The sequence below is a fragment of the Thermococcus aegaeus genome (assembly GCF_055393685.1).
In genome coordinates, this window is sequence record NZ_AP042464.1 from 1,333,367 (window position 1) to 1,354,784 (window position 21,418).

Genomic DNA, 21,418 nt, shown 5'->3' on the forward strand with positions numbered 1-21,418 from the left:
ATAAGTTGATAAACCTTTACGATAATTTACCAACAAAAGAGTTTTATTGTGAAATGGACAGTATTCTAAAAGGTGAGCCAATGTTAGACCCATTTGGGAAACGAGCCCAAGAGTTGTTGAATGAATTTGAGACCATTAACGAGCTACTCGAGATTATTCCCAACTATCTGGACATAGAGCTGGCTTTAGAGAGAGTTCGATGGATAAATACCGATAAAATTCCTGATTACCTGCTCACTTTGAATGATTGGAAAGATTTGATAAGCTTTTATGCACTCTTGGGAGCGTTGGCATTTTCTCCCTATGGGGTGGAGATGGAACTGGTTAAAGAGGCGAACTTAAAGATATATCTGACAAAGATAGAATCCTCAGAAAACTTTGAGGAACTCGCACTTCCCTTAGAAATATCATCAGAAAATGAGATCCCAAAGAGGGATAGGACAATAATTGAGAAAACTCTTCATGAAGAATTGCCCTCTGAAGAAAAGGAGAAAATAATCCTCAAGTATAAAATACCTCTAAAAGAATTTCTTTCATTAAATGAAGGATCTCTTAAGGGTTTTTACATAAGAAATGGGTATGTGTATTTAAATAGAGCTCAAGTGATTGATTTATGGAAGAAGAGCTTTGAGAAAAATCTCGAAAAAGCTGTTAACATTCTTTATGATATCAGAGAAGAATTGCCTCACTACTACGTGGAACTTTATTCTAGGCTGAGTGAGCTTGCTCGAGAATACTTTAAAGAAAGGGTTGAGAAGTTTAACACTACTGCTCAGCCTTTACGTTTTGATTTCTTCCCTCCTTGCGTGAAAATAGCACTGGGCGGAGTTCCGAGTGGGTTAAGAAATTATGCCATAACAGTATTGCTGACTTCTTTCTTGAGCTATGCTAGGATATGCCCTAATCCTCCTAAAAGGGATGTTAAAGTGAAAGATTGCGTCAAGGATCTAAAGGTAATAAAGGAAGAAATCTTACCCTTGATAATTCAGGCAGGCAATAGATGCAAGCCACCTCTCTTTCAGGATCAGCCGAACGAGATCAAAAACATATGGTATCACCTGGGCTTTGGTTACACGCTGGAGCCGAGTTTAGAGGACAGTGGAAATTCAACGTGGTACTTTCCTCCTAACTGTGAAAAAATACGTTCTAGTGCTCCTCAACTCTGTAAGCCAGATAAAGACTGCAGATACATCAAAAATCCGTTGACCTACTACCTCAGGAAGCTTTATTTAAGTAGGAAAAAGAATGAAGGTGAAGAGAATGAACAACCTATTTAGAGAAGTCAGCAAGGAGGAAAGGGTAAAATACTATTCAAGGGAATGGAATTCAAAGAAAATCCCGAAATTTATTTTGGATACCTTAGAGAATAGGGAGTTTGGGTTTGATCATACTGGCGAAGGCCCTAATGATAGGAAAAATGTATTTCAAGATGTTAAAGACCTAGAAGACTATGTAAAAATCACGGCCCCCTATTCAATCTATTCTAGCGTGGCACTATATGATGATCCAAAAAATATGAGTGGCTGGCTTGGGGCAGAGTTGGTTTTTGACATAGATGCAAAAGATCTTCCTTTAAAGAGATGTGATCACGAAGCAGGGAAGGTATGCCCGATATGTCTTGAAGATGCCAAGGAATTGACGAGGGATACTCTCGTTATTCTGAGAGAGGACTTTGGATTTGAAAATATCCATGTTGTTTATTCTGGGAGAGGCTACCATATTAGAGTTTTAGATGATTGGGCTCTTGAATTAGATTCAAAAGCTAGAGAAAGAATTTTAAGCTATATTTCTAGTGCTGAAGAAATTACTTTCGAAGATATTCAGGAAAGAAAGATACTGCTGTCTTCGGGTTATTATAGGGTCTTTAGATTGAGGTTTGGTTATTTTATTAGGAGGATTTCTGAGTACCACTTGAGGAACATTGGTCTAAATAAGAAACAAATCAATATAATAATGAAGAATAGGGATGAGATTTATGAAGGTTTTGTGAGAAAAGCCCTATTGACAGCCTTTCCTCAGGGAGTTGGGTACAAGACCCTTTTAAGACTGTTCAGCTTATCTACAACATTTTCAAAAGCATATTTTGATGGAAGGGTGACTGTTGATGTAAAGAGAATTCTTCGTCTACCTTCCTCTCTTCATTCAAAGGTAGGCCTAATTGCCACATATATAGGAAACAGTGAGAAAGATTTGGAGTCTTTTGATCCCTTTAAAAATGCCGTTCCTAAATTTAGAGAAAAAGAGGTCAAGGAAGCATACAAGGTATGGAAGGAGAGCACGGAGGACAACTTATGATCTACGGACGAGCTAAAATAATAATCTCTATGGTCATATGGGGAAGCGTAGGGATTTTTGCTAGGTATTCAAATTTAAGCGGTTTAAAATTGGCATTTTATAGAGTGCTTTTAGGTAGCTTTGTCTTTTTGTTTTTCTATACTCTTAATGATTCGAGGTGGATCAAAAAAGCGTTCTCAAAAATAAAGCCTAAAGTGCATTTGGTATTTCTATTGGGAGCTGTGCTTGGATTGAACTGGGTGTTTTTCTTTTCGGCAGTTTTGTACACGGACATTGCAAAAGCAACTCTCATTTATTATTTAGCACCAGTAATAGTTTTTGTATTGTCTGCAACATTTCTTAAAGAAGAGATAACAATAAAAAGAGCAATTCTTATTTTAATAGCATTTCTGGGAGCGTTTATAATAGGAACACAAGGAAAGATTTCTCTTAAAAGTAAAGATTTTTTGGGAATAATTTTTGCGTTTTTAGGAGCTTTGTTCTATGCTGGTGTAACTATCTTAGGCAGATACCTAAGGGACATTGAAAGTTCGTATTTAACGTTTTTTCAACTCTTTTTTGCTATGTTGATTCTTTTTCCGTTAGTAGGGATTTTTGATGAATTAAAAATCTCTATTTACTCCTTATCCATTGTTGGGATTATTGCGATAGTTCATACTGCATTTGCTCTTCTAATCTATATGGACGGTCTTAAGGAGGTGGAAGCAAATGAGGCCTCTCTTTTGAGCTATATTGATCCCTTGAGTGCAGTTGTTTATGCAATGCTAATTCTTGGAGAGATACCCACAGTAAGAACAATAATAGGAGGAGCTCTAATTTTAATGGCCTCTGTTCTAGATTTAAAGATGAGGTGAGGGGGCTATAGCCCGCCTTCTGTATTAAGGGGCATTCGACTAAGCGGCCTACCACGGGGCTCACACCGGGAACTCATCGCCCCTATCTCGGCCTTGCACCCCGCGGGACGGCCGTTTCACCGCTCCCCCCAGGATTGTCTGCGGGTTAGCTCGGGACTCTTGCGAGCCCCTTCACCGCTTTCATCCACATTTCCTGGGGGACGTGTCGTTTCTGCGCCGTTGCCCTCCCTTTCGGGAGGTGCCTTGCGGCACCGCGGTCCCGGTGCGGTGGGCGGAACTTCCTCGGGTCAAAGACCCGACAGCCCCAGCCCCCTCACCATGTTAAAATTAAAGGAAAGAAATTATAAAGATTTGGTCATTTTTTGGGCAACTCCTTATACTCTTTAATCTCTGGTTTTTTTGGTTTTCTGAACTTACCTAATGGAGATTTCCTCTTTGGTTTGGATCGCTCTCTTTTTCTTCTTGGTTTTTTGGATTTTGAGTAGTAACTAAAGAGGAGTAGGAGAAGCAGTATAAGCAAGGCCATTGCAATGACATAGTATTTTGTTGAAGTTTCTTTAGGAGGAATCGGGCTAGTAGAAGAGCTTTTTAATGAAGAAGAACTTTGGGTTGGAGAAGTAGTTGTAGGGCTTGGAAGCTCCAGTTTTAGCTTTCCATTAACTTTTTGCTCTTTCCCGTTGCTTTTCAGAGAAATTTCGTAGTCTATTTCTCCCAGAGGAAGTTCTACGATAAAGTCTACCTCATTATCACCGGGGATCAATATAAGATCCTTGGAGCCTTTTAATATTGTACCGTTAGTGCTAAAAAAGCTGTAGGATAAAAGCCCCTTTATCTCGTGAGTGTTTTTGTTGCTAATTTCCACTAAAAACCTAACCTGTCCCTTCTTTGGAGCTAGGGAGAGCTCTTGGTAGGAAATCTTTTCAATCTTCGGATATGCCAATATATCATAACTGGAAGAGCCCTGATCGAGTTCCATACTTCCAAAAGATATCTTCCCTATTATTTTTTTGCTGCCTGGAGGCAACGGGGGTAAATGAACTTTTACAATATTATTGCCTTTGTTAAGTGTGATCTCTTTGGTTTGGTTGTACATACGCTTGTTGTTGGCTCCATACACTTCAATGCTGAGATTTATTGGAATAGACCTCTCAGATAATATCGTAAAATACGCGGTATTGGGCTCATCTTCCATTATTTGAGTTTTTTCTAGGGAGATATCTACTAGATCAACTCCGAAGGATATGTAGAAATCCTTTGAGAACAAATACGTTCCTTTTGGATATACAAGGGTATATACCAGCTTGTAGTGGCCAGAAGGAAACTCATATGGGATTGAAATGTTCACTTGGACTAAGTTCTCTCCCGGAGTTAAGTTCGCTGCTATGTCTTTTTTAAGATACCGATTTCCGTCTTTTTCTAGATACACACTTCCTTTTACAAATATTGGGGAACTTTTGAGATTATAAACTGTCGAGTGTATTTCCAGTGTCTCTCCATTTAATACGTGAAAAATTGAGGCACCACGCTCTTTTATTTGTATAATGGTTTCTTTAAATATCAGCGGGATGTCTGTAACTTCAAGTGAGACGGGAACTGTAATAATGCTTATCTCCCCTGACCCTGAAAATCCCCAAAGGATTATAAAGAGAGTATACTTCCCTGGATTTACACTTTCATCGACATGAATTCTATACCTAAGGGTTCTTATTTCACCAGGTTTCCAATATGTATATAAAACTCCGGGAGATACAGGCTCCCCTGTGGATTTATATATCTCCAGCTTAATCCCGGAAACTTCTCTATTGTTCTCGTCGACTGCATAATATCTCCGATAACTCACCACTTGAAATTCCTTGTCTCCATTATTCACAATAGTAAGGGTTCCTTCTCTATAATCCCCTGAGACTACGGTGATACTGCCTTCCAGTGTTGAGAAAAATAGGTATTGGGAGGACACCAAGGAAGAGAATATCAATAATGTTACGATAGTTGCGATGATTCTCTTCATAACTCTTCCCCTAGATAATTTGTAATTCGATAAATATAAAGTTTCACATTATAAGTAATATGATGCCTAAGAGTGCGAATATTGTAAAAAACAACAGACTTATTCGGTATAGTGGCAATTTTGAAAACTGGTTTCTAACTACTGCAGCTATTATAATAAGTAGGACCCCATAAAAAGTAGCGAATACTCCCAGTGCCTTCCTTACATCAACGTGTAAAATGAGAAGAATACCCAGTATTGCTCCAGCAAAAACTGTTATATGGGGAATCGTGAACATGTAATAATGAAGCAGAATTTTGTTTTCATCCATTTTTATCCCTCCGTCTTACTCCATTATAAATGCATAGGTTGTTGTTGTAGGTAACTTTTTTCGAATTTCTGGTATGAGATAACGTGGGAGGATTACTTCACTTTTTTCCTCCAAAAGATCATATGTCCCAAGTATTTTTTCAATAACTTTGACTGCAGTTTTTCCTCTAACCCTAAAGTAGCCGTGCCATGTCGGGGTAATCTCAAGTATTATGGGGAGATAAAGGGACTTATATTCATCCTTATCAAGTAAAGTGCTAAGATACTTTAGTTCGTCTTTCTTAAAAAAATGGAATTGGCCATCTCTAAGCTGTACTTTAGGTTCGTCTTCCTCGAGGAGAGTTTTGAGGCTCTTTCTACTTTTGGGTAAGTGGAAATTTAGCCGTGAGAGTTCTTTTTGGATCATTTCGTCTTCTTTAGGCATGTTGGTATTCTTTTTGGACGAGAATAAAAAACTTTCTTTGGAATATTTTTAACAATAATAAGTCAAATTCTTCATTCAACATGGTAATTTTTGGACACAAATGTGGCATGGCTCTGCTCATTTGGCATTTTGCCAAAAGTTCAGTAGAAAAGCTTATATTGTAAACATTGTATAGAACTGCATGTTTAATATTGAAAGGATCGTTAGTAGAGGTGGAGTAAAAATGAACAAGATTAAATCTCTTATCGAGCATGATCCAAGCAAACCTAAGTTCTTGCAGCTAATTTTTGTTGATATAAATGGAGTTCCAAAGGGCATGGAAGTTCCAATCGAAAGGTATGAAGAAGCAGTGACTGATGGAATTTCATTTGATGGTTCTTCAATTCCGGGATTTCAGGGAATAGAGGACAGTGACCTTCTTTTCAAAGCAGATCCAACTACTTATGTTGAAGTTCCTTGGGAAGGGATTGCAAAGGTATTTGGGTATATATATAAAGATGGAAAGCCCTACCATGCTGATCCTAGGAGAATACTGAACTCGGTCATGGAAGAACTGAGAAAGATGGGAATAACAGCGTATATAGGGCCTGAACCAGAGTTTTATCTCTTTGAAAAGAACGGCTCATGGGAGCTCAAGCTTCCTGATGGAGGAGGTTATTTTGATCTTGTTAATTTGGACAAGGCAAAGGAAATGAAGAGAGTCATAGCCCATTATATGCCTGCGTTCAAGTTAATTCCCGAAGTTCTGCACCATGAGGTTGGCCCGGGCCAACATGAAATAGATTTTCGTTTTGCAGATGCATTGACAACTGCTGACAATATAGTTAGGTTCAAGTATCTGGTTAAGGCAGTTTCAGAAAGTTATGGTCTCTATGCTACCTTTATGCCAAAGCCCCTTTTTGGTAAGCCCGGCAATGGAATGCATTTACATATAAGTCTTTGGAAAGATGGAAATAACATCTTCAGGGGAGAAAAAGGATTAAGTGACGAAGCCCTTTACTTCATTGGTGGCATTTTAAAGCATGCAAAAGCTTTAACGGCAGTAACTAACCCTACTGTTAACTCATACAAACGTCTCGTGCCGGGGTATGAAGCTCCAGTATACATCTCTTGGGGATATAAAAACAGGAGTGCACTGATAAGGGTTCCCGCGTATGTGGGGAATGGAGCGAGGATAGAATACCGCTGTCCTGATCCAAGTGCAAATCCGTATCTCGCATTTGCGGCTATCTTAATGGCGGGTATTGATGGAATAAAACATAAAATCGAACCGTTTGCCTATGTAGAAGAGAACGTATATGAGCTGGGTGAAAAAGAAAGAGAGTCTCTAGGAATAGAGGTCTTACCCACTACTTTGGAAGAAGCCCTCAAAGAACTGAAGAGGGACGAAGTAGTTAAGGATTCCCTTGGAAAGGCCTATCGCAACTTTATGGAATACAAAACAAAGGAATGGGAAGACTATCAGAGATACTTAGAAAAGAAAGGGATTGACAGAAAGACAATAAAGGTTACAGAATGGGAACTTGAGCGCTACTTCTATATTTGATTTTTCTCATTCCTTTCTTCTATGTGCAGCATGAGAGAACCTAGAATTATTAGTGTGGCTCCGATCATTTGTTTGATCGTTAGGATTTCGTGGAATATAAGATAAGCAAGGATTAAAGCAACTACTGGTTCTACCGTAGCAATTATCGATGCTCTGCTAACTTCTATTTCCTTAAGTGCAGTGTTGTATAGGATATATGCTAAGAACGTTGGGAAGAATGCCAGTCCGAAAAGGTATGGCAAAGAAGAAATGGGAATTTTAAAGTTTGAAAACGGTGCTAGGAAAAGTGCTCCAAAACCTATTGTGTAAAGAAGGGCTTCTTCTGGTTTTTCATTTTTTACGGCAAGTTTTGCCAAAATTCCATAGAGGGCATATGTAAACCCTGATAGAAGGCCTAATACTATAGCCAGCCTACTCACGCTGTTTTCATTGAGATTAACAACTAGAAGAACTCCTATTATTGCCATTACAAGTGCTGCAAGCTTTATGGGGGTGATTCTTTCACCGAAGATGAAATACCCCAGTATTGTGGAGTAGACTGGAGCAGAATATAGCAGAAGGACTGCCAAAGATACCGACGAAATTTTGACAGTATAGAAATACAATATGTAAAACAGAAACACTGCAAAAAATCCATAGAATGCATAAAAATGCAGTCTATGCTTTTTAACCTGAAAGCCTTTGGAAAGATTATAAACAAAAAGAAGGGTAAACGCTATGGATGCCCTGTAGAATGTTATTGTAAAGGGGTCCAATCCGAAGCCATAGAGCAATTTAGCAAAAATTCCAAGAGTTCCCCACATACTCGCGGCTAAAAAGACTAATATATATCCTTTTTTCAATGCATCTCACCGTTAAATTTCTGGCCCTATGGGAAGCCTCCTTTTGTGCTCGCTTTTTTTGAGTAGATGCTCGACATACTCAACTTTCTCTATTGGAACATTTAGTTCTTCAGCAATTTTGTTCTTTTCCATTTTTAAATCTACTAACCTATAGAGAATTTCATCTAAAAGTGTGTAGCTAATTCCCAGTTCATCTTCATCGCTTTGCCCTTCCCATAAGCCGGCGCTCGGTTTTTTATTTATTATCTTCTCCGGAACTCCAAGTCTTTTGGCAATTTCCCAAACTTCTGTTTTGTATAGGTTGATTAATGGGGCATAGTCACTAGCTCCGTCTCCCCACTTTGTAAAGTATCCTGTTAAAAACTCACTTTTATTGGAAGTTCCTAAAACAAGGTAGTTTCTTGAGTTTGCATGGGCATATAAAAGTATCATTCTAGTTCTCGCCATTAAATTACCTTTTGAAACTCTGTCAAGTTCAAAGCCAATGCTCCTTTCAAACTCGTCTACGATTTCTTTTATGCTGATGAGTTTATGTTCAACTCCAAGTTTTTTGCATACTAATAAAGCATCTTCAACGTCTTGATTCATGTAATAGGGCATTACAAGGCCAAGTACATTTTCTTTTCCGAGTGCCTTTGTTGCAAGGTGGGCTACGGTTGCACTATCTACTCCTCCGCTTATCCCAATTACCACTCCCTTAGCTTTTGCCTCTTCTGTCTTCTCTTTTATAAATGAGACGAGCCTATCGATAACCTCTTCAAAATTTAGTTCTCTCATTTTCTAACCTCCCTTTAGCTCTTCCATAAATCTTACATATCCGATAAGACTTAAAGCACTTCCCACCAGCATCGAGATGAAAGCTACCCATGCTAGGGGGGAATAAGGATATTGGACTCCTTCCACATCGTACACATAAGAAACATTTCCGCTCTCTACATTTATTTGTGGCTGGGAAAGTGGGTTTAACGTTACAGAACTATTGTTTAATCTGTATACGTCAACTTTATTTCCATGAACAATGATCACCGATGCATTTTGAGAATATAATGTGAGAGTTCTATTGTTTATGAAATACTCTTTTTCAAATTGAGAGTCTCCTATTAAATGCTGTCCCTGTTGTAAATTTCCACGCCAATTGCCACTCTTTGGAATTCCATACATAGAGATAAAAGCGAGTATGATGGCCAAGAATAAGAAAAGCAGTCCTACTTTTATTAGAGGATATCTAAGTGCATCTTTAAAAGTTACCATCATATCACCCACAAGGCATTTTCAGAAACAAAAATATAAAGATTGGGGTAAGAACAGATTAAATTTTTCCAGCTAGCCAGCATTCTACCCAGTGGTTGTGCTCGTACTCTATTAATTGCGGGTGTTTGACATCACAGAGTCCTTTCTCCATGTAGAGACATCTTGGATGGAATCTACAGCCTGGTGGAATGTTTGCAGCATTTGGAACTTCACCCTTAATCGGAACCTCCTTGATTATATTTCTCCTCTCTGGAATTGGCTCTGGGACTGCTGCAAGTAGGGCTCTTGTATATGGGTGTATTGGATTGTCAATTACCACTTTTGCAGGCCCCATTTCAACAATTCTTCCTAGGTACATGACCGCAATATGGTCGGCAAAGTATCTGGCTGTTGATAGATCGTGGGTGATATAAAGGTAGGTAACGCCCATCTTTTCTTTGAGCTCTTTCATCAATTCAAGGACTTCTGCTCTAATTGAAACGTCAAGCATCGAGACTGGCTCATCTGCCACTATGAAGGTTGGGTTAAGTATCAAGGCTCTTGCAATAGCTACTCTCTGTCTCTGTCCTCCCGAGAGCATGTGGGGGTGTCTGCCTACGTAATCTTCAGGTGGGACGATTTTAACCATTTCAAGCGCTTTGTAAATAAGCTCTTCTCTTTCTGCTTTTGTCTCACCAATTCCGTGAATCAAGAGCGGTTCTTCTAGCACATCATATATTCTGAATCTTGGGTTCATTGATGAGAATGGATCCTGAAAGACCATCTGGACTTTTCTTCTATATGCTTTGATCTCTTCTTGAGTTTTGAGTTCTGTTACATCCTGTCCTTCAAGATAAATCTTTCCCTCGGTGGGTTCTAATAGCTTCATTACTAGTTTTCCAGTGGTGGTTTTTCCACATCCGCTCTCCCCTACTAGTGCAAAAACCTCTTGTTTATAGACTTCAAAGCTAACGCCATCTACCGCTCTAACGAATCTTGGGGGCTCACCTCTAAGTCCTGCTAGTAAGCCTCTCTTAATTGGGAAGTACTTCTTGAGGTTCTCAACCTTTAATATTGGTTCCGCCATTTTTCATCCCTCACAACAACCAGCATGCGGCATAGTGATCTTTCTCAATCTCTTTCAGCTCTGGGATTTGTTCCTTACATTGTTGCATTGCATACGGGCATCTTGGATGGAAGCGACATCCACTTGGTGGATGTATTAAGTTGGGTGGCTGTCCAGGTATAAACTCAAGCTTCTCAACGTCCTCATGCAATCTTGGGATTGCAGCTAGGAGTTTTTGAGTGTACGGATGAGCTGGCTCGTAATATATCTTTTCGCTGTCTCCAATTTCTACTATCTTTCCTGCATACATTATTGCTACTCTGTCACTTATCTCCGCAAGAATGCTCAAATCGTGTGTGATGAATATCATCGACAGGCCTAGTTCTTTTTTCAGCTTCTTCATGAGGTTTATGATTTGGGCTTGGACAACTACGTCTAAAGCTGTTGTTGGCTCATCTGCAATGACAACCTCTGGTTCGAGGAGCAATGCAGTAGCAATAACAACTCTCTGCTTCATTCCACCGCTGAGCTCGTGTGGATACCTATAAACTATCTCCGGAGCAAGTCCAACTAGCTCTAAGTATCTCATAGCCCTATCTAGGGCTTCTTCTTTTGTCATACCTTTGTGATATATTAGTGGTTCTATCATCTGGTATCCGACAGTATAAACTGGGTTTAAGGCGTTCATGGCACCCTGAAATATCATTGAGATTTTCTGCCATCTGATTTCTCTTCTGAGAACCTCTTCAGGCAACCCAACGATCTCTCTGCCATCGATCTTTATGCTTCCTCCGATGATCTTTCCGGGGGGAGTAGGCATTCCCATTAGTGTAAAACCTAGTGATGATTTTCCACATCCACTTTCCCCTGCTAGGCCTAAAACTTCACCTTTTTTGAGTTCAAAGGTAATGTTGTCAACTGCTCTCACAGGTCCTCTTGAAGTGAAGTAGTACATTTTAAGATCTTTAACTTCAAGCACATTTTTGGCCATTTTATCCACCTCACAGCCTCTTCAGTCTTGGATTGAGCACCCTATCGAGTGAGATACCAATCAACACGAAAGTGAATGCTACTAATGTAATCGCTAGTCCGGGTGGAATAACCCACCACCAGTATCCGTTAATTGTAGCACTCTGTGTTTGTGCATCGTAGAGTATTTGCCCCCATGTAACTGCAGTTGGATCACCTAATCCAAGGAAGCTAAGTGACGCTTCGGTTAAAACTGCGCCAGGAACGTTAAGAGCCATTGCAGCGAAAGCATAAGGCATAATCTGGGGCATTATGTGTTTGAAGATAATTCTCCCAGTACCGGCTCCGAGAGCTATTGCGGCTTCAACATAAGTCTGCTCTTTAATCTGAAGGGCCATACTTCTTGCAACTTTCGCAATCCCAGTCCAGTAAAAGGCTACCATAAGGAATACTATTGTCCAAAGGCTAACGTGTCCCTTGAATGCAGCACCAAGGAGGATAAGTATTGGTAATGTTGGTATTGAAGCCCAGAATTCGTTAACTCTCTGCATGAACTCATCTTTCCATCCACCAAGATAGGCACTTGTAACTCCGTAGAATATACCTATAAGAACCGTAAGAACTGCTACTGTAACACCTACTGTGAGCGATACTCTCGTTCCCCATACAAGGCCTGCCCAAAGGTCTCTAGCTTTGTAATCTGTTCCCATTAGTCCATATGTTCTTCCTGAGAGGATGACCTGCGTGGTGCTTAAATCTACTTGATCTCCTTCTGTGAATGTAAATATTTCTACTTGGAAAGTATATGTTCCCTTAAGAGCTTCGGGGTTTGTTAAAATGCCCTCTTGGGCTTTGGCAAATATTACTTTCATGGTGTCCATTGTGTTCTTTAGGGTCTCTCCTCCTTCTGCGATCTTTTCAGGGTTTTCAAATTGGGATGCCCATTGGAATACTGCGGCTTTAACTTTTCCATCTTTTGCTAACTGGTATATGGAACCTTCTCTTAGCTCAGTGTTAAGGAGTTCTATCTTGTTTCCGTCGGGTCTTATCACCGTGACAACGATTTGAGCAGGGGAGTTTATATCTGCTAGCTTAACTCCAATATTCCTTATTATGATATCTGAGGGTGGAACATCGTAATTGTTCTCATAAGTGAATTCAAAACTATAGTACTTCATTCCTCCACCGATGTCCTGCCCATCAGCGGTTATCTTGAGATCATTTGCCGTTAAAACTTCGTGAGGAGCCAGTTTTTTGGTTGTAAAGTAGTTGTACCAAACTGGAGGCACCGTTACGGGATTTCCTTCCCAATACTGTGTCCACTTCTTGGGGATGTCTGGTTCGGTTATATATGGGGCTGCAAGGGCTGTAAATATCAACAGGAAAAGCAACGCTAGTCCAAATAATCCACCTTTTTGTCTTCTAAATTCAAACCAGAAATCCTTTAAGCTCGCTTTTACGTCAACCCACCTCATTGCTCTTCACCTCATGTTGATTGGGATGCACCAACTTTGACTCTTGGGTCTAGGTATCCATAAGCCAAGTCTGCAATGATCATCGCTATCAGATATAATGCCACTGTAACGAACGTTACACCCATTAATAATCTAGTTTCGTTTTGCTGCAAAGCAGTCCAGTACAATCTTCCCATTCCTGGCCAGTTGAAAACACTCTCGGTAATGATGGCACCACCAATTGAACCAAGAAGGCTGAATATTGTCATTGTCACTATTGGCGGAGCTGAGGCTCTTAAAGCGTGTCCGTAAATGACTTTTCTTTCAGGAACACCCTTTGCTCTTGCAGCCATGATGAAGTCTTCCTGCATTGTACCAATCATAATGTTTCTGGTCGTCCAGGCCCATCCACCAAATAGAACAAAGACTATTGTGGTTACTGGGAGAATCATATGATAGAGGACGTCGAGGTAGTATGCAAAACCTTCTTTGGGTGGCATTGAGGTCATTCCACCACTTGGGAACCAGCCCATCTTGAATGAGAATATTAGGATCATCATCATTCCGAACCACCACATTGGGATACTGCTTGTGACCATTGCCACTATTGAAACTCCTCTGTCCAATATGCTTCCTGCCATCTGTGCTGCTTTCACACCCAGAAGTAGGCCTATTAAAATAACGAAGATTTGTGCCGTGGTGAATAAAATGACAGTTCTTGGTATTGCCTTTGCAATTATCTTACTAACTGCTGTTTCTCCGAATATTGGAGACTTTGTATTGCCAAAGTTGAGTGTTAATGTGTCTTTTGTTCTCTGTACTACCCTTACCCAAAATGGCTTATCTAATTCATACACGTGTATAAGTCTGTTATACTCTCTCTCATACCATTCTTTCATTTTTTCTGGATCTGCCGCCAATTGTTTTTGGAGTTCGGGGTTAGATCTCAGCTTGAGATTTATCTGTTCTTGAATAGTGGATCTTATGTCTTCCTCTGCAACTTTCGTAAAGAGCACTGAAACCAGTAAAGTAACTAAAGCAAGAACTAACAGTGCATTAAGGAGCCTAATTGCAATGTATTTCCCATATCCCAACTTACACACCTCCATTCAAATGTGTACATTGAGGCTTTTTATCATTCATCAACATTTTCAAGTTTGTAAAACTTTATATATTTTTCTATTTAGTGTCCAGTAAAAGGCTTATGAGCACAAACAGAGACATAGAAACGCGTTTAAATCCTTATCGAAATAGGGTACTGATATTAATTGAATATTCCTGACAATCAAAAGAAGAAGGAGAAATAAAATTAAAAAATTTGAAGAGAAGATATCACTTCTTTTTCCTTAGTAATAGTGGGACTAGTGCTAGTCCTATGAGTGCTGCTGGTCCGCAGATTCCTCCACCTGTCTCTGTTGGACTTGGAGAGCTCGTTGGGCTTGGTGAGGAAGTTGGACTTGGTGAGCTTGTTGGGCTTGGACTTGAGCTTGGTGATGTTGTTTCTTCTTTCTTGATGACGACTAAAGTCTTCTTGTCAGTGAATGAAACAACGCCCTCTTCTAGTCCACCTTTGACGTAAACTTCGTATCTTCCGGCCTCCCACTTGGCAGTTTCTGAACCTGGGATAACGACTTCAAAGCTTCCAGCTGTTGCTAATTTGGCTTCACCACTGAATACCGTTTGTCCCTTCTCGTCTTTCACTTCAACAAAGACAAATCCTTTGTCAGCTGGTTTTGTACCGGTCTCCGGATATTGCTCAACCATGTTGGCCTTAACTGTAACTTTCAACTCATCGCCGGTGAATATCCTAGTTGGAACTTCAAGGCCAGCGAGCTCAAGCTTTGCGAGGATTAATCTCTGCTTCCAGTAGTCAAGGTCAAATGGGTATGTTGGATCTCTGAAGGCTCTCAGCTCAAGGAAGATCTTATCTGGATCATAGCTCTCAAGGTAGAATGGTCCGTTGCTTATCACAGCGTGTCCTTTGCTGTTGATCCAGTTGATTATTGCGTCGTAACCAGCAGTTGGATCGCTAACATCATCAGCAATTGCTGACGGAACGGCCTTCTTGGCCTTCAAAGCCTCAAGAACCTTCTTCAAGTCGGCGACGTGGTCTTTCACGAGAAGGTCGAGCTGTGCGACACCTTCGGCCTCCTCACTGAAGGAATACTTCTGTGATGCTCCGTACTCGTCTCCCTTGGCAACAAGTTCGCTCTCTGCGTAGAGGAGTTGCCATGGCTGTGAAGCCCAGAAGACGTTCATGTTGGCTGTAACGTCATCAGCAACTGGGTGTGTCAAGTCAGTGTAAACAACGTAAGTGTCCTCGTCAACCCACTCAATACCCTTAATCTTTGCGAGGCTCTCTGCAGCTGAGGAGAGCTTGTCATCGTAGTAAACATCGTCGTCACCATCCTTGGTTGACCACTCCCAGGTGAAGGCAGCGGCGTATTTAACGTCTGCCATTGTCATTGGGTGGCCATCGTGCCAGTTGCCGAACTTACAGTCGTAGGTAATCTTGGCCTTGGCCTGCTCACCAGCGTGGGCAACAACCCACTTGTCTTGGACAGTGTCATAAATTACAGCGTCGTCTGGGACTGTAACTGGACCTCTCTCGACCTTGTAATCACATCTGACTGGGATGTATGTTCCGGTTGATAGGTCTGTGTACATGGCGTAGTCGTAGATTACTCTCCATATTGCTGAGCTGTAAACATCATCAATACCGCCAACTGGGTTGAATGCGCTCATGAAGAGTGCTCCGGTTGCTGAGAATTCAGCAACTTTTACTACTTTGTCTGGGGTTTCTGCTGTGATTAGGCTCCATCTTGTCCACAATCCTGAAGAAACGTCTCTTGCAATAGCCTTGACCCTCTCTTTGTTGACTGGGAAGTATTCCCAGGTTTCGACGAGGAAGACTTTTTGTGAGTCTCTAACACCTAAGGCCATTGAGATCTTCTGCAAGTCCCAGTACTGGTCGACGTTACCTTCTTCCATCTCGTAAGTCTTGCCATTAAACTCAACACTACCAAGAACGAGAATCTTAGTGATTTCCTCCTCTGTCATGTCGTAAAGTTCGGCAAGCTTGTCTGGAGTGTTGTAGTACTTGAGCTGGAAGTTCTCGATAACAGCTTCGGCTCCTCCAAGCTCGTCAACGAGCTCCTTGAAGGTTATGAGATCTTCCTCCGGCATGTGCCATCCTACTGCTGCCGGTAACCATCCGTACCAGCTGGTGTACCACCAGGCTGTGTAGTCGTCAGGCCACTTGATGTTAACTGTTGAGACCCATCCAGCAGTATACATGTTCCATTGATAGTTCTTTGGATCACCGGCATATACGGTGCTTGAAGCTTTTCTTCTGTCCCAGAGGAGCCTCTCTACCTTGAAGCCCCAGAATCTCTCAATCAAGTCGGCAACGTAAAGACCGAGGTCTTTTCTGTGGTCTTCAATTCTTATGATGAACTTGAGTGTAACGGGCTCACCGTTGAAGTACCAGAAGCCGTCGTCACCTTTCTTAAGCTCATAACCTTGTTTTGCCAATTCATCTGCGGCTTTCTTCATGCAGTTTTCGACCAATTGCTGTGATTTGGCAATGTCTGCGACTGCTGTGATTCCCATGGCTTTGTATACTGGCTCGAAGTATGCGTTTGCACCGGTGCTTGGTCTTATTCCACCGAGCATTGGTTGGCCTGATCCTTGGAGGATGTTTTGGACTATGTACTGTCTGCTTATGAGGAAGTTCAATGCGTATCTTATGTCCCTGCAGGCGAATGGGTTGAAGTACTTCTTTTCACCTACTGTGATTAGGTATGGGTTGTCGTCATCGTGGACGGGGTTGACTTCAATGTCGTTGTAACCGCTTGCGGTTTTAATTAACTCTAAGTTGTTGAGAACATCTGAAGGCAAGTCTTGGAATGCTGCTCCTCCTACGCTCCATAGGAAGATGTCGAGGTCTCCTTTTGCCACATCAGTTATACCGGTCTCTTCGTTAGTTCTAATTCCAATGTATAGAACATCAGCTGCTGGGCCCTTTTCTGCTGCTGCTAGGGGGCTTAGTACCATAACAAAAACAAACAACAATGCCAAAATTCCAGACCTCTTCATTTATTTCGGCCTCCTTCATTTTTTCTTCAATATTGCATGCCTTAGTGTATAATGGCATAAGAATATACATCAAAAGACCTATTTAAGAGTTACGTTTCTGTAAAACTTAGGCTCTAGATAAACGGAGATAGTCACTCTATATCCTCAACGGGCCATCTATTCAATACTTTAGCGTGGTTGTGATGCAAACATGGCTCATATATAAAGACCATAAGAAATTATGCTGGTATTTTATCTAAACACGTGGAAGAAAACTATAGAAATCTGAAAAAAGCGTTTTATCAAAGTTTAACCATCGTAAACTTTCCTTCTTCCGTTACTTTGTTTGAATTAGTGACAGATAGCACAAGAGAATTGGGCATTAAATTGACAAAAATCAAGGATTTTCGGATTTATCTGACATTTTAACAAACAAATGGCCAAAAATTTAATCAGCAATAAAAGCTCTGCTTAAGGATGGTGATACCTATGAGGGGGGAGTGGGAAACCAATCGGTAGGAAAAAGAAAATAAACTATTCTGAAATTGAGATTCTAGGTGAAATCTTAAGAGAAGGTATATATTGGGCCTATATGGGCCGGCCGTTTGAGGTTTTGCCGTTTTTGAGGGGTAAGCTTTTGGGCAAGATAAAGAGCTCTAATGGAAGCTATAAAGACAGAAAGATGGAACTTGAGAGGGTGCTAAAAGAGCTTGAGGTTCTTTACAAGCAGATCAGTGTGTCAGACAAGATAAATAAAGATCAAATAGAGGAAATTTTGGCCTATAAGCAAAAATTTGCACAGTTTTTGGCTTTTGAGGAAGATTTATAAGCCCCTTCTTTTATTTTTGTTAGGGATGATGAGGGAGATTTCGACAGAGAAGAGATGAAGAGACTCGCATGGTCTGACCCTCTCGAAAGTTTTATAAATGGACTCCCTTTATTGCGTTAAGAGTCACGGTAACAAAAACCTCATTTCTAAGGAGGTGGTTTGAAATGGCTGAGACGATCCCTGTATGCACGTCATGTGGAAAAGAGATAACACCAAGAGAGCATGCTACCCACTTCATATGTCCAAACTGTGGGGAAGAAGTTATATGGAGATGTGAAAGTTGCCGTGTCCTTGGGGTAACCTACAAGTGCCCCAAATGCGGATGGGAAGGACCTTGAGGTGAAGAAGATGAGCGATTTTAATTTGGTAGGGATCATTAGGGTTATGCCAACTGATCCAGAAGTGAATCTCGACGAGCTTGAAACTGCAATCAGAAAGACACTTGAGGAGAAGTTTGGGAGCAAATATGGGATATCTAAGATTGACAGAGAACCGATTGCGTTTGGGTTAGTCGCACTTAAAGTCTACGTGCTTGGAAAAGACGCTGAAGGGTACTCCTTTGATGAAGTTGCGGAAGCATTTGCTCAAGTGGAAAACGTTGAAAGTGCTGAAGTTGAGACTGTTTCCAGATTTTGAAGATATTTTTTTAATTTTTGTATTTCCAAAAAATTGATTTTTAAAACAAAAGACAATGATGGCAAGAGGCTAGAGGCTAATATTCAAGACCCTTGTTCCGATTTTCTTGAGTTCACTAAGCAACTCTTTGAACTCCTCTATAGCTATGCTTTCATACACTCTATCGTACTCATTCTCTAGGCCATCTTTAAGTTTTGCAAGCTCTTTTACAGCCTTGAAGAATTTTTCGTATTCCTTGTTTATCTCCTCAAAAGCGTCTGCTAAACTGTCCATGTTCTCATAAACCTCTTTGTACATTTTTTCCTCGAAGAGTTCTGTTATAAAGTTATACAGTGCATCAAATGCAATGCTGAAAAGCTCTTCATCGTCAACTTCTAAGGCTTTTAGGAGAGCTAGTTTGAGGGATTGGAATGCCCCTTTGAAGTCCTCTTGTGCGGCTTTTATCTCGGCTTCAACTATCCGTGCATTAATTTCAATCTCTGCATCTCTGGGAGTTTTTAAGATTTCTGAGATAAGCTCTTCAGCACGTTTATAGTCCCCAAGCTCGTAGTAAAAGTGGGCTAAATCAAGCAAACTTACTAGATAGTTCCTCTCATCGCCAAGCTCTTTAAACATTGCACTTGCTTTTTCCATTAACTCTATTGCCTTTTCTGTTTCTTCAAGCTCATCATAGTTTATTGCAATGTGTGCCAGTGTTAGTGCTTCTTCTTTTTTATTTCCAAGTTTCCTTTCAAGTTCTAGAAGCTTTTCATATGTCTCTATAGCTTTATCTGGCATTCCAAAATGTTCATAGGCATCTGCAAGATGGTAGAGAGCATCTAGGTATTTTTCTCCTTGGTCTTTATACTTCTCCACGAGCCTCTTGTAAACCTCTAGTCCCTTCTCAAGTTCATCTAAGTGGGCATAGATATGAGCAATTTCATGAGCGAGTTCATAAGCCTCTTCCTCACATTCTAGGACAAGTTCCTCAAGTTCTTGGAGGAGATCTCTAAGCTCCTTTTCACTTTCAATAATTTCTAGGTAATCATCAAGGTACTCGAGGACTTTTTGGCAGTCCTTACTTTCTAATGCTTTTTTAAACTCTTCCATATCCCTTTCACCGTGTGTTGTTTGAGGAGTAGCTTAAAAAGGTTGACCGAAAAATTTATAAATAGCACAAAGGAATGGATAATCGGAATGAAAACACATTGTAACTAAAAATTCCCCGCAGATAAGAAATAAAAAAAGTCGGGGGTGGGTGGAGATGGCCCAACTTGCAGGCCAGCCAATATTGATTCTTCCCGAAGGAACCCAGAGATATGTTGGAAAAGATGCCCAGAGATTGAACATTCTTGCAGCAAGAATCGTTGCTGAAACCGTAAGAACCACCCTTGGTCCAAAAGGTATGGACAAAATGCTTGTTGACAGCCTTGGTGACATAGTCATCACAAACGACGGTGCAACTATTCTTGACGAGATGGACATCCAGCACCCAGCTGCTAAAATGATGGTCGAAGTTGCAAAGACCCAAGACAAGGAAGCTGGAGATGGAACCACAACAGCGGTAGTCATCGCTGGTGAGCTCTTAAGAAAAGCCGAGGAGTTGCTTAACCAGAACATCCACCCAACGATAATCGTTAAGGGTTACACCCTTGCAGCTGAAAAGGCTCAGGAGATACTTGAGAGCATTGCAAAGGATGTTAGCCCGATGGATGAAGAGATACTCATGAAGGCAGCAACAACCGCCATAACTGGAAAAGCGGCAGAGGAAGAGAGAGAATACCTTGCAAAGCTTGCTGTTGATGCTGTAAAACTAGTTGCAGAGGAAGTTGATGGCAAGTACATTGTGGACATTGACAACATCAAGCTTGAGAAGAAGGAAGGTGGAAGCGTAAGGGACACTCAACTCATTAAGGGTGTCGTTATCGACAAGGAAAGAGTCCACCCAGGAATGCCAAAGAAGGTCGAAAACGCCAAGATCGCACTTATCAATGAAGCACTTGAAGTTAAAGAAACTGAAACAGACGCTGAGATTAGAATCACAAGCCCAGAGCAACTCCAGGCATTCCTTGAGCAAGAGGAGAAGATGATCAAGGAGATGGTCGACAAGATCGTTGCCACAGGGGCTAACGTTGTCTTCTGCCAGAAGGGAATTGATGACCTAGCACAGCACTACCTCGCAAAGGCAGGAATCCTAGCCGTTAGAAGAGTTAAGAAGAGCGACATGGAGAAGCTCGCCAAAGCAACAGGTGCGAAGATCGTTACAAACGTAAGAGACCTTACACCAGATGACTTAGGTTATGCAGAGCTCGTTGAGGAGAGGAAAGTCGCTGGCGAAAACATGGTGTTCGTTGAGGGCTGCAAGAATCCAAAAGCCGTCACAATCCTCATTAGAGGAGGAACAGAGCACGTCGTTGATGAAGTCGAGAGAGCCCTCGAAGACGCAATAAAAGTCGTCAAGGACATCGTTGAAGACGGAAAGATCGTTGCTGGTGGTGGAGCAAGCGAAATCGAGCTCGCAATAAGGCTTGACGAATATGCAAAAGAAGTTGGTGGTAAAGAGCAGCTCGCTATTGAAGCATTTGCCGATGCATTGAAGGTAATTCCAAGAACTCTTGCAGAGAACGCAGGGCTTGACCCCGTTGATGTCCTAGTGAAAGTAACCGCAGCTCACAAGGACAAAAGCTCAACAATCGGTGTAGATGTCTTTGCTGGGGAACCAGCTGACATGCTCGAGAGAGGCGTCATTGAGCCATTGAGAGTCAAGAAGCAAGCCATAAAGAGCGCAAGCGAAGCTGCAATAATGATACTCAGAATCGACGACGTCATTGCCGCAAGCAAGCTTGAGAAAGAGAAGGAAGGCGGAAAGGGACCAGGGGAAGAAGAAACTGAGTTCTGAA

Annotated in this window: 20 protein-coding genes and 1 other RNA gene; 8 read left to right on the forward strand and 13 right to left on the reverse strand. The window is 41.2% G+C overall.

The window, feature by feature from the left end; translation table 11 throughout:
- The first annotated feature begins 80 nt into the window (after nt 1–80).
- From priL to ACZ5NL_RS07210, 3 genes are read left to right on the forward strand one after another with little or no spacing between them, the layout of a single operon-like run.
- Nucleotides 81–1,277: a DNA primase large subunit PriL gene (gene priL / locus ACZ5NL_RS07200; RefSeq protein ID WP_464841625.1), complete on the forward strand. Its 1,197-nt coding sequence runs from the start codon at nt 81–83 to the stop codon at nt 1,275–1,277.
- Nucleotides 1,261–2,295 carry a DNA primase catalytic subunit PriS gene (priS, locus tag ACZ5NL_RS07205; RefSeq protein ID WP_464843383.1) on the forward strand — a complete coding sequence of 345 codons (1,035 nt, stop codon included), beginning with the start codon at nt 1,261–1,263 and terminating at the stop codon, nt 2,293–2,295. The genes priL and priS overlap by 17 nt, the downstream gene beginning before the upstream one ends.
- The gene (locus ACZ5NL_RS07210; protein ID WP_464841626.1) at nt 2,292–3,149 is read left to right on the forward strand and encodes a DMT family transporter; all 858 of its coding nucleotides are present in this window, start codon (nt 2,292–2,294) and stop codon (nt 3,147–3,149) included. Before priS ends, ACZ5NL_RS07210 begins: the two co-directional genes overlap by 4 nt.
- Here the strand turns inward: ACZ5NL_RS07210 and rnpB are convergent.
- The 4 genes from rnpB to ACZ5NL_RS07230 all read right to left on the reverse strand — a co-directional run bounded on the left by rnpB (nt 3,146) and on the right by ACZ5NL_RS07230 (nt 5,890).
- An RNA gene (gene rnpB / locus ACZ5NL_RS07215) (RNase P RNA component) lies at nt 3,146–3,466 on the reverse strand. The genes ACZ5NL_RS07210 and rnpB overlap by 4 nt on opposite strands.
- Before the next feature lie 38 nt (nt 3,467–3,504).
- Nucleotides 3,505–5,157: a hypothetical protein gene (locus ACZ5NL_RS07220; RefSeq protein WP_464841627.1), complete on the reverse strand. Its 1,653-nt coding sequence runs from the start codon at nt 5,155–5,157 to the stop codon at nt 3,505–3,507.
- Between the two features lie 43 nt (nt 5,158–5,200).
- Nucleotides 5,201–5,467 carry a hypothetical protein gene (locus ACZ5NL_RS07225; RefSeq protein WP_464841628.1) on the reverse strand — a complete coding sequence of 89 codons (267 nt, stop codon included), beginning with the start codon at nt 5,465–5,467 and terminating at the stop codon, nt 5,201–5,203.
- 15 nt (nt 5,468–5,482) lie between these two features.
- The gene (locus ACZ5NL_RS07230; protein WP_464841630.1) at nt 5,483–5,890 is read right to left on the reverse strand and encodes a DUF61 family protein; all 408 of its coding nucleotides are present in this window, start codon (nt 5,888–5,890) and stop codon (nt 5,483–5,485) included.
- A 223-nt stretch (nt 5,891–6,113) separates the two neighbouring features.
- Here ACZ5NL_RS07230 and glnA point away from each other — a divergent pair, with 223 nt between their 5' ends.
- Entirely contained in the window at nt 6,114–7,436 is a 1,323-nt protein-coding gene (gene glnA, locus ACZ5NL_RS07235; RefSeq protein ID WP_464843384.1) for a type I glutamate--ammonia ligase, read from the forward strand.
- Here glnA and ACZ5NL_RS07240 read toward each other — a convergent pair.
- From ACZ5NL_RS07240 to ACZ5NL_RS07275, 8 genes are all read right to left on the reverse strand, one after another.
- Nucleotides 7,427–8,278 (reverse strand): EamA family transporter, encoded by an 852-nt coding sequence (locus ACZ5NL_RS07240; RefSeq protein ID WP_464841632.1) that lies wholly within the window; start codon nt 8,276–8,278, stop codon nt 7,427–7,429. The genes glnA and ACZ5NL_RS07240 overlap by 10 nt on opposite strands.
- 12 nt (nt 8,279–8,290) lie before the next feature.
- Nucleotides 8,291–9,055: an NAD+ synthase gene (locus tag ACZ5NL_RS07245; protein ID WP_464841633.1), complete on the reverse strand. Its 765-nt coding sequence runs from the start codon at nt 9,053–9,055 to the stop codon at nt 8,291–8,293.
- 3 nt (nt 9,056–9,058) lie between these two features.
- Nucleotides 9,059–9,541, reverse strand: coding sequence for a hypothetical protein (locus tag ACZ5NL_RS07250; protein ID WP_464841634.1), 483 nt, complete (start codon nt 9,539–9,541; stop codon nt 9,059–9,061).
- 46 nt (nt 9,542–9,587) lie between these two features.
- Entirely contained in the window at nt 9,588–10,595 is a 1,008-nt protein-coding gene (locus tag ACZ5NL_RS07255) for an ABC transporter ATP-binding protein (RefSeq protein ID WP_464841635.1), read from the reverse strand.
- Nucleotides 10,596–10,605: 10 nt separating this feature from the next.
- The gene (locus ACZ5NL_RS07260; protein ID WP_464841636.1) at nt 10,606–11,565 is read right to left on the reverse strand and encodes an ABC transporter ATP-binding protein; all 960 of its coding nucleotides are present in this window, start codon (nt 11,563–11,565) and stop codon (nt 10,606–10,608) included.
- A 10-nt stretch (nt 11,566–11,575) separates the two neighbouring features.
- A complete protein-coding gene (locus ACZ5NL_RS07265) occupies nt 11,576–13,018 on the reverse strand; it encodes an ABC transporter permease (protein WP_464841638.1) in 1,443 nt (480 codons plus the stop codon).
- An 11-nt stretch (nt 13,019–13,029) separates the two neighbouring features.
- Nucleotides 13,030–14,091 (reverse strand): ABC transporter permease, encoded by a 1,062-nt coding sequence (locus tag ACZ5NL_RS07270; protein WP_464843385.1) that lies wholly within the window; start codon nt 14,089–14,091, stop codon nt 13,030–13,032.
- A gap of 238 nt (nt 14,092–14,329) precedes the next feature.
- The gene (locus tag ACZ5NL_RS07275; protein WP_464841640.1) at nt 14,330–17,095 is read right to left on the reverse strand and encodes an ABC transporter substrate-binding protein; all 2,766 of its coding nucleotides are present in this window, start codon (nt 17,093–17,095) and stop codon (nt 14,330–14,332) included.
- A gap of 616 nt (nt 17,096–17,711) precedes the next feature.
- On the opposite strand from ACZ5NL_RS07275, the gene ACZ5NL_RS07280 reads away from it, so the two are divergent.
- From ACZ5NL_RS07280 to ACZ5NL_RS07290, 3 genes are all read left to right on the forward strand, one after another.
- The gene (locus ACZ5NL_RS07280; protein WP_464841641.1) at nt 17,712–17,903 is read left to right on the forward strand and encodes a hypothetical protein; all 192 of its coding nucleotides are present in this window, start codon (nt 17,712–17,714) and stop codon (nt 17,901–17,903) included.
- Between the two features lie 164 nt (nt 17,904–18,067).
- A complete protein-coding gene (locus ACZ5NL_RS07285; protein WP_042699814.1) occupies nt 18,068–18,241 on the forward strand; it encodes a zinc finger domain-containing protein in 174 nt (57 codons plus the stop codon).
- A 10-nt stretch (nt 18,242–18,251) separates the two neighbouring features.
- Nucleotides 18,252–18,539: an elongation factor 1-beta gene (locus ACZ5NL_RS07290; protein WP_464841643.1), complete on the forward strand. Its 288-nt coding sequence runs from the start codon at nt 18,252–18,254 to the stop codon at nt 18,537–18,539.
- Between the two features lie 69 nt (nt 18,540–18,608).
- Here the strand turns inward: ACZ5NL_RS07290 and ACZ5NL_RS07295 are convergent, their stop codons facing one another.
- On the reverse strand, nt 18,609–19,628 hold the full coding sequence (locus ACZ5NL_RS07295) for a tetratricopeptide repeat protein (protein WP_464841645.1): 1,020 nt from the start codon (nt 19,626–19,628) through the stop codon (nt 18,609–18,611).
- 154 nt (nt 19,629–19,782) lie between these two features.
- Between ACZ5NL_RS07295 and thsB the strand changes: the two genes are divergently transcribed.
- Nucleotides 19,783–21,417, forward strand: coding sequence for a thermosome subunit beta (gene thsB / locus ACZ5NL_RS07300; protein WP_464841647.1), 1,635 nt, complete (start codon nt 19,783–19,785; stop codon nt 21,415–21,417).
- The last annotated feature ends 1 nt before the right edge of the window (nt 21,418 follow it).

Bases quoted from the DNA above. Each gene is read 5' to 3' on its own strand.
- priL (WP_464841625.1), top strand. From the start codon at position 81: ATGTTAGACCCATTTGGGAAACGAGCCCAAGAGTTGTTGAATGAATTT.
- priS (WP_464843383.1), top strand. From the start codon at position 1,261: ATGAACAACCTATTTAGAGAAGTCAGCAAGGAGGAAAGGGTAAAATAC.
- ACZ5NL_RS07210 (WP_464841626.1), top strand. From the start codon at position 2,292: ATGATCTACGGACGAGCTAAAATAATAATCTCTATGGTCATATGGGGA.
- ACZ5NL_RS07220 (WP_464841627.1), bottom strand. From the start codon at position 5,157: ATGAAGAGAATCATCGCAACTATCGTAACATTATTGATATTCTCTTCC.
- ACZ5NL_RS07225 (WP_464841628.1), bottom strand. From the start codon at position 5,467: ATGGATGAAAACAAAATTCTGCTTCATTATTACATGTTCACGATTCCC.
- ACZ5NL_RS07230 (WP_464841630.1), bottom strand. From the start codon at position 5,890: ATGCCTAAAGAAGACGAAATGATCCAAAAAGAACTCTCACGGCTAAAT.
- glnA (WP_464843384.1), top strand. From the start codon at position 6,114: ATGAACAAGATTAAATCTCTTATCGAGCATGATCCAAGCAAACCTAAG.
- ACZ5NL_RS07245 (WP_464841633.1), bottom strand. From the start codon at position 9,055: ATGAGAGAACTAAATTTTGAAGAGGTTATCGATAGGCTCGTCTCATTT.
- ACZ5NL_RS07255 (WP_464841635.1), bottom strand. From the start codon at position 10,595: ATGGCGGAACCAATATTAAAGGTTGAGAACCTCAAGAAGTACTTCCCA.
- ACZ5NL_RS07260 (WP_464841636.1), bottom strand. From the start codon at position 11,565: ATGGCCAAAAATGTGCTTGAAGTTAAAGATCTTAAAATGTACTACTTC.
- ACZ5NL_RS07265 (WP_464841638.1), bottom strand. From the start codon at position 13,018: ATGAGGTGGGTTGACGTAAAAGCGAGCTTAAAGGATTTCTGGTTTGAA.
- ACZ5NL_RS07275 (WP_464841640.1), bottom strand. From the start codon at position 17,095: ATGAAGAGGTCTGGAATTTTGGCATTGTTGTTTGTTTTTGTTATGGTA.
- ACZ5NL_RS07285 (WP_042699814.1), top strand. From the start codon at position 18,068: ATGGCTGAGACGATCCCTGTATGCACGTCATGTGGAAAAGAGATAACA.
- ACZ5NL_RS07290 (WP_464841643.1), top strand. From the start codon at position 18,252: ATGAGCGATTTTAATTTGGTAGGGATCATTAGGGTTATGCCAACTGAT.
- ACZ5NL_RS07295 (WP_464841645.1), bottom strand. From the start codon at position 19,628: ATGGAAGAGTTTAAAAAAGCATTAGAAAGTAAGGACTGCCAAAAAGTC.
- thsB (WP_464841647.1), top strand. From the start codon at position 19,783: ATGGCCCAACTTGCAGGCCAGCCAATATTGATTCTTCCCGAAGGAACC.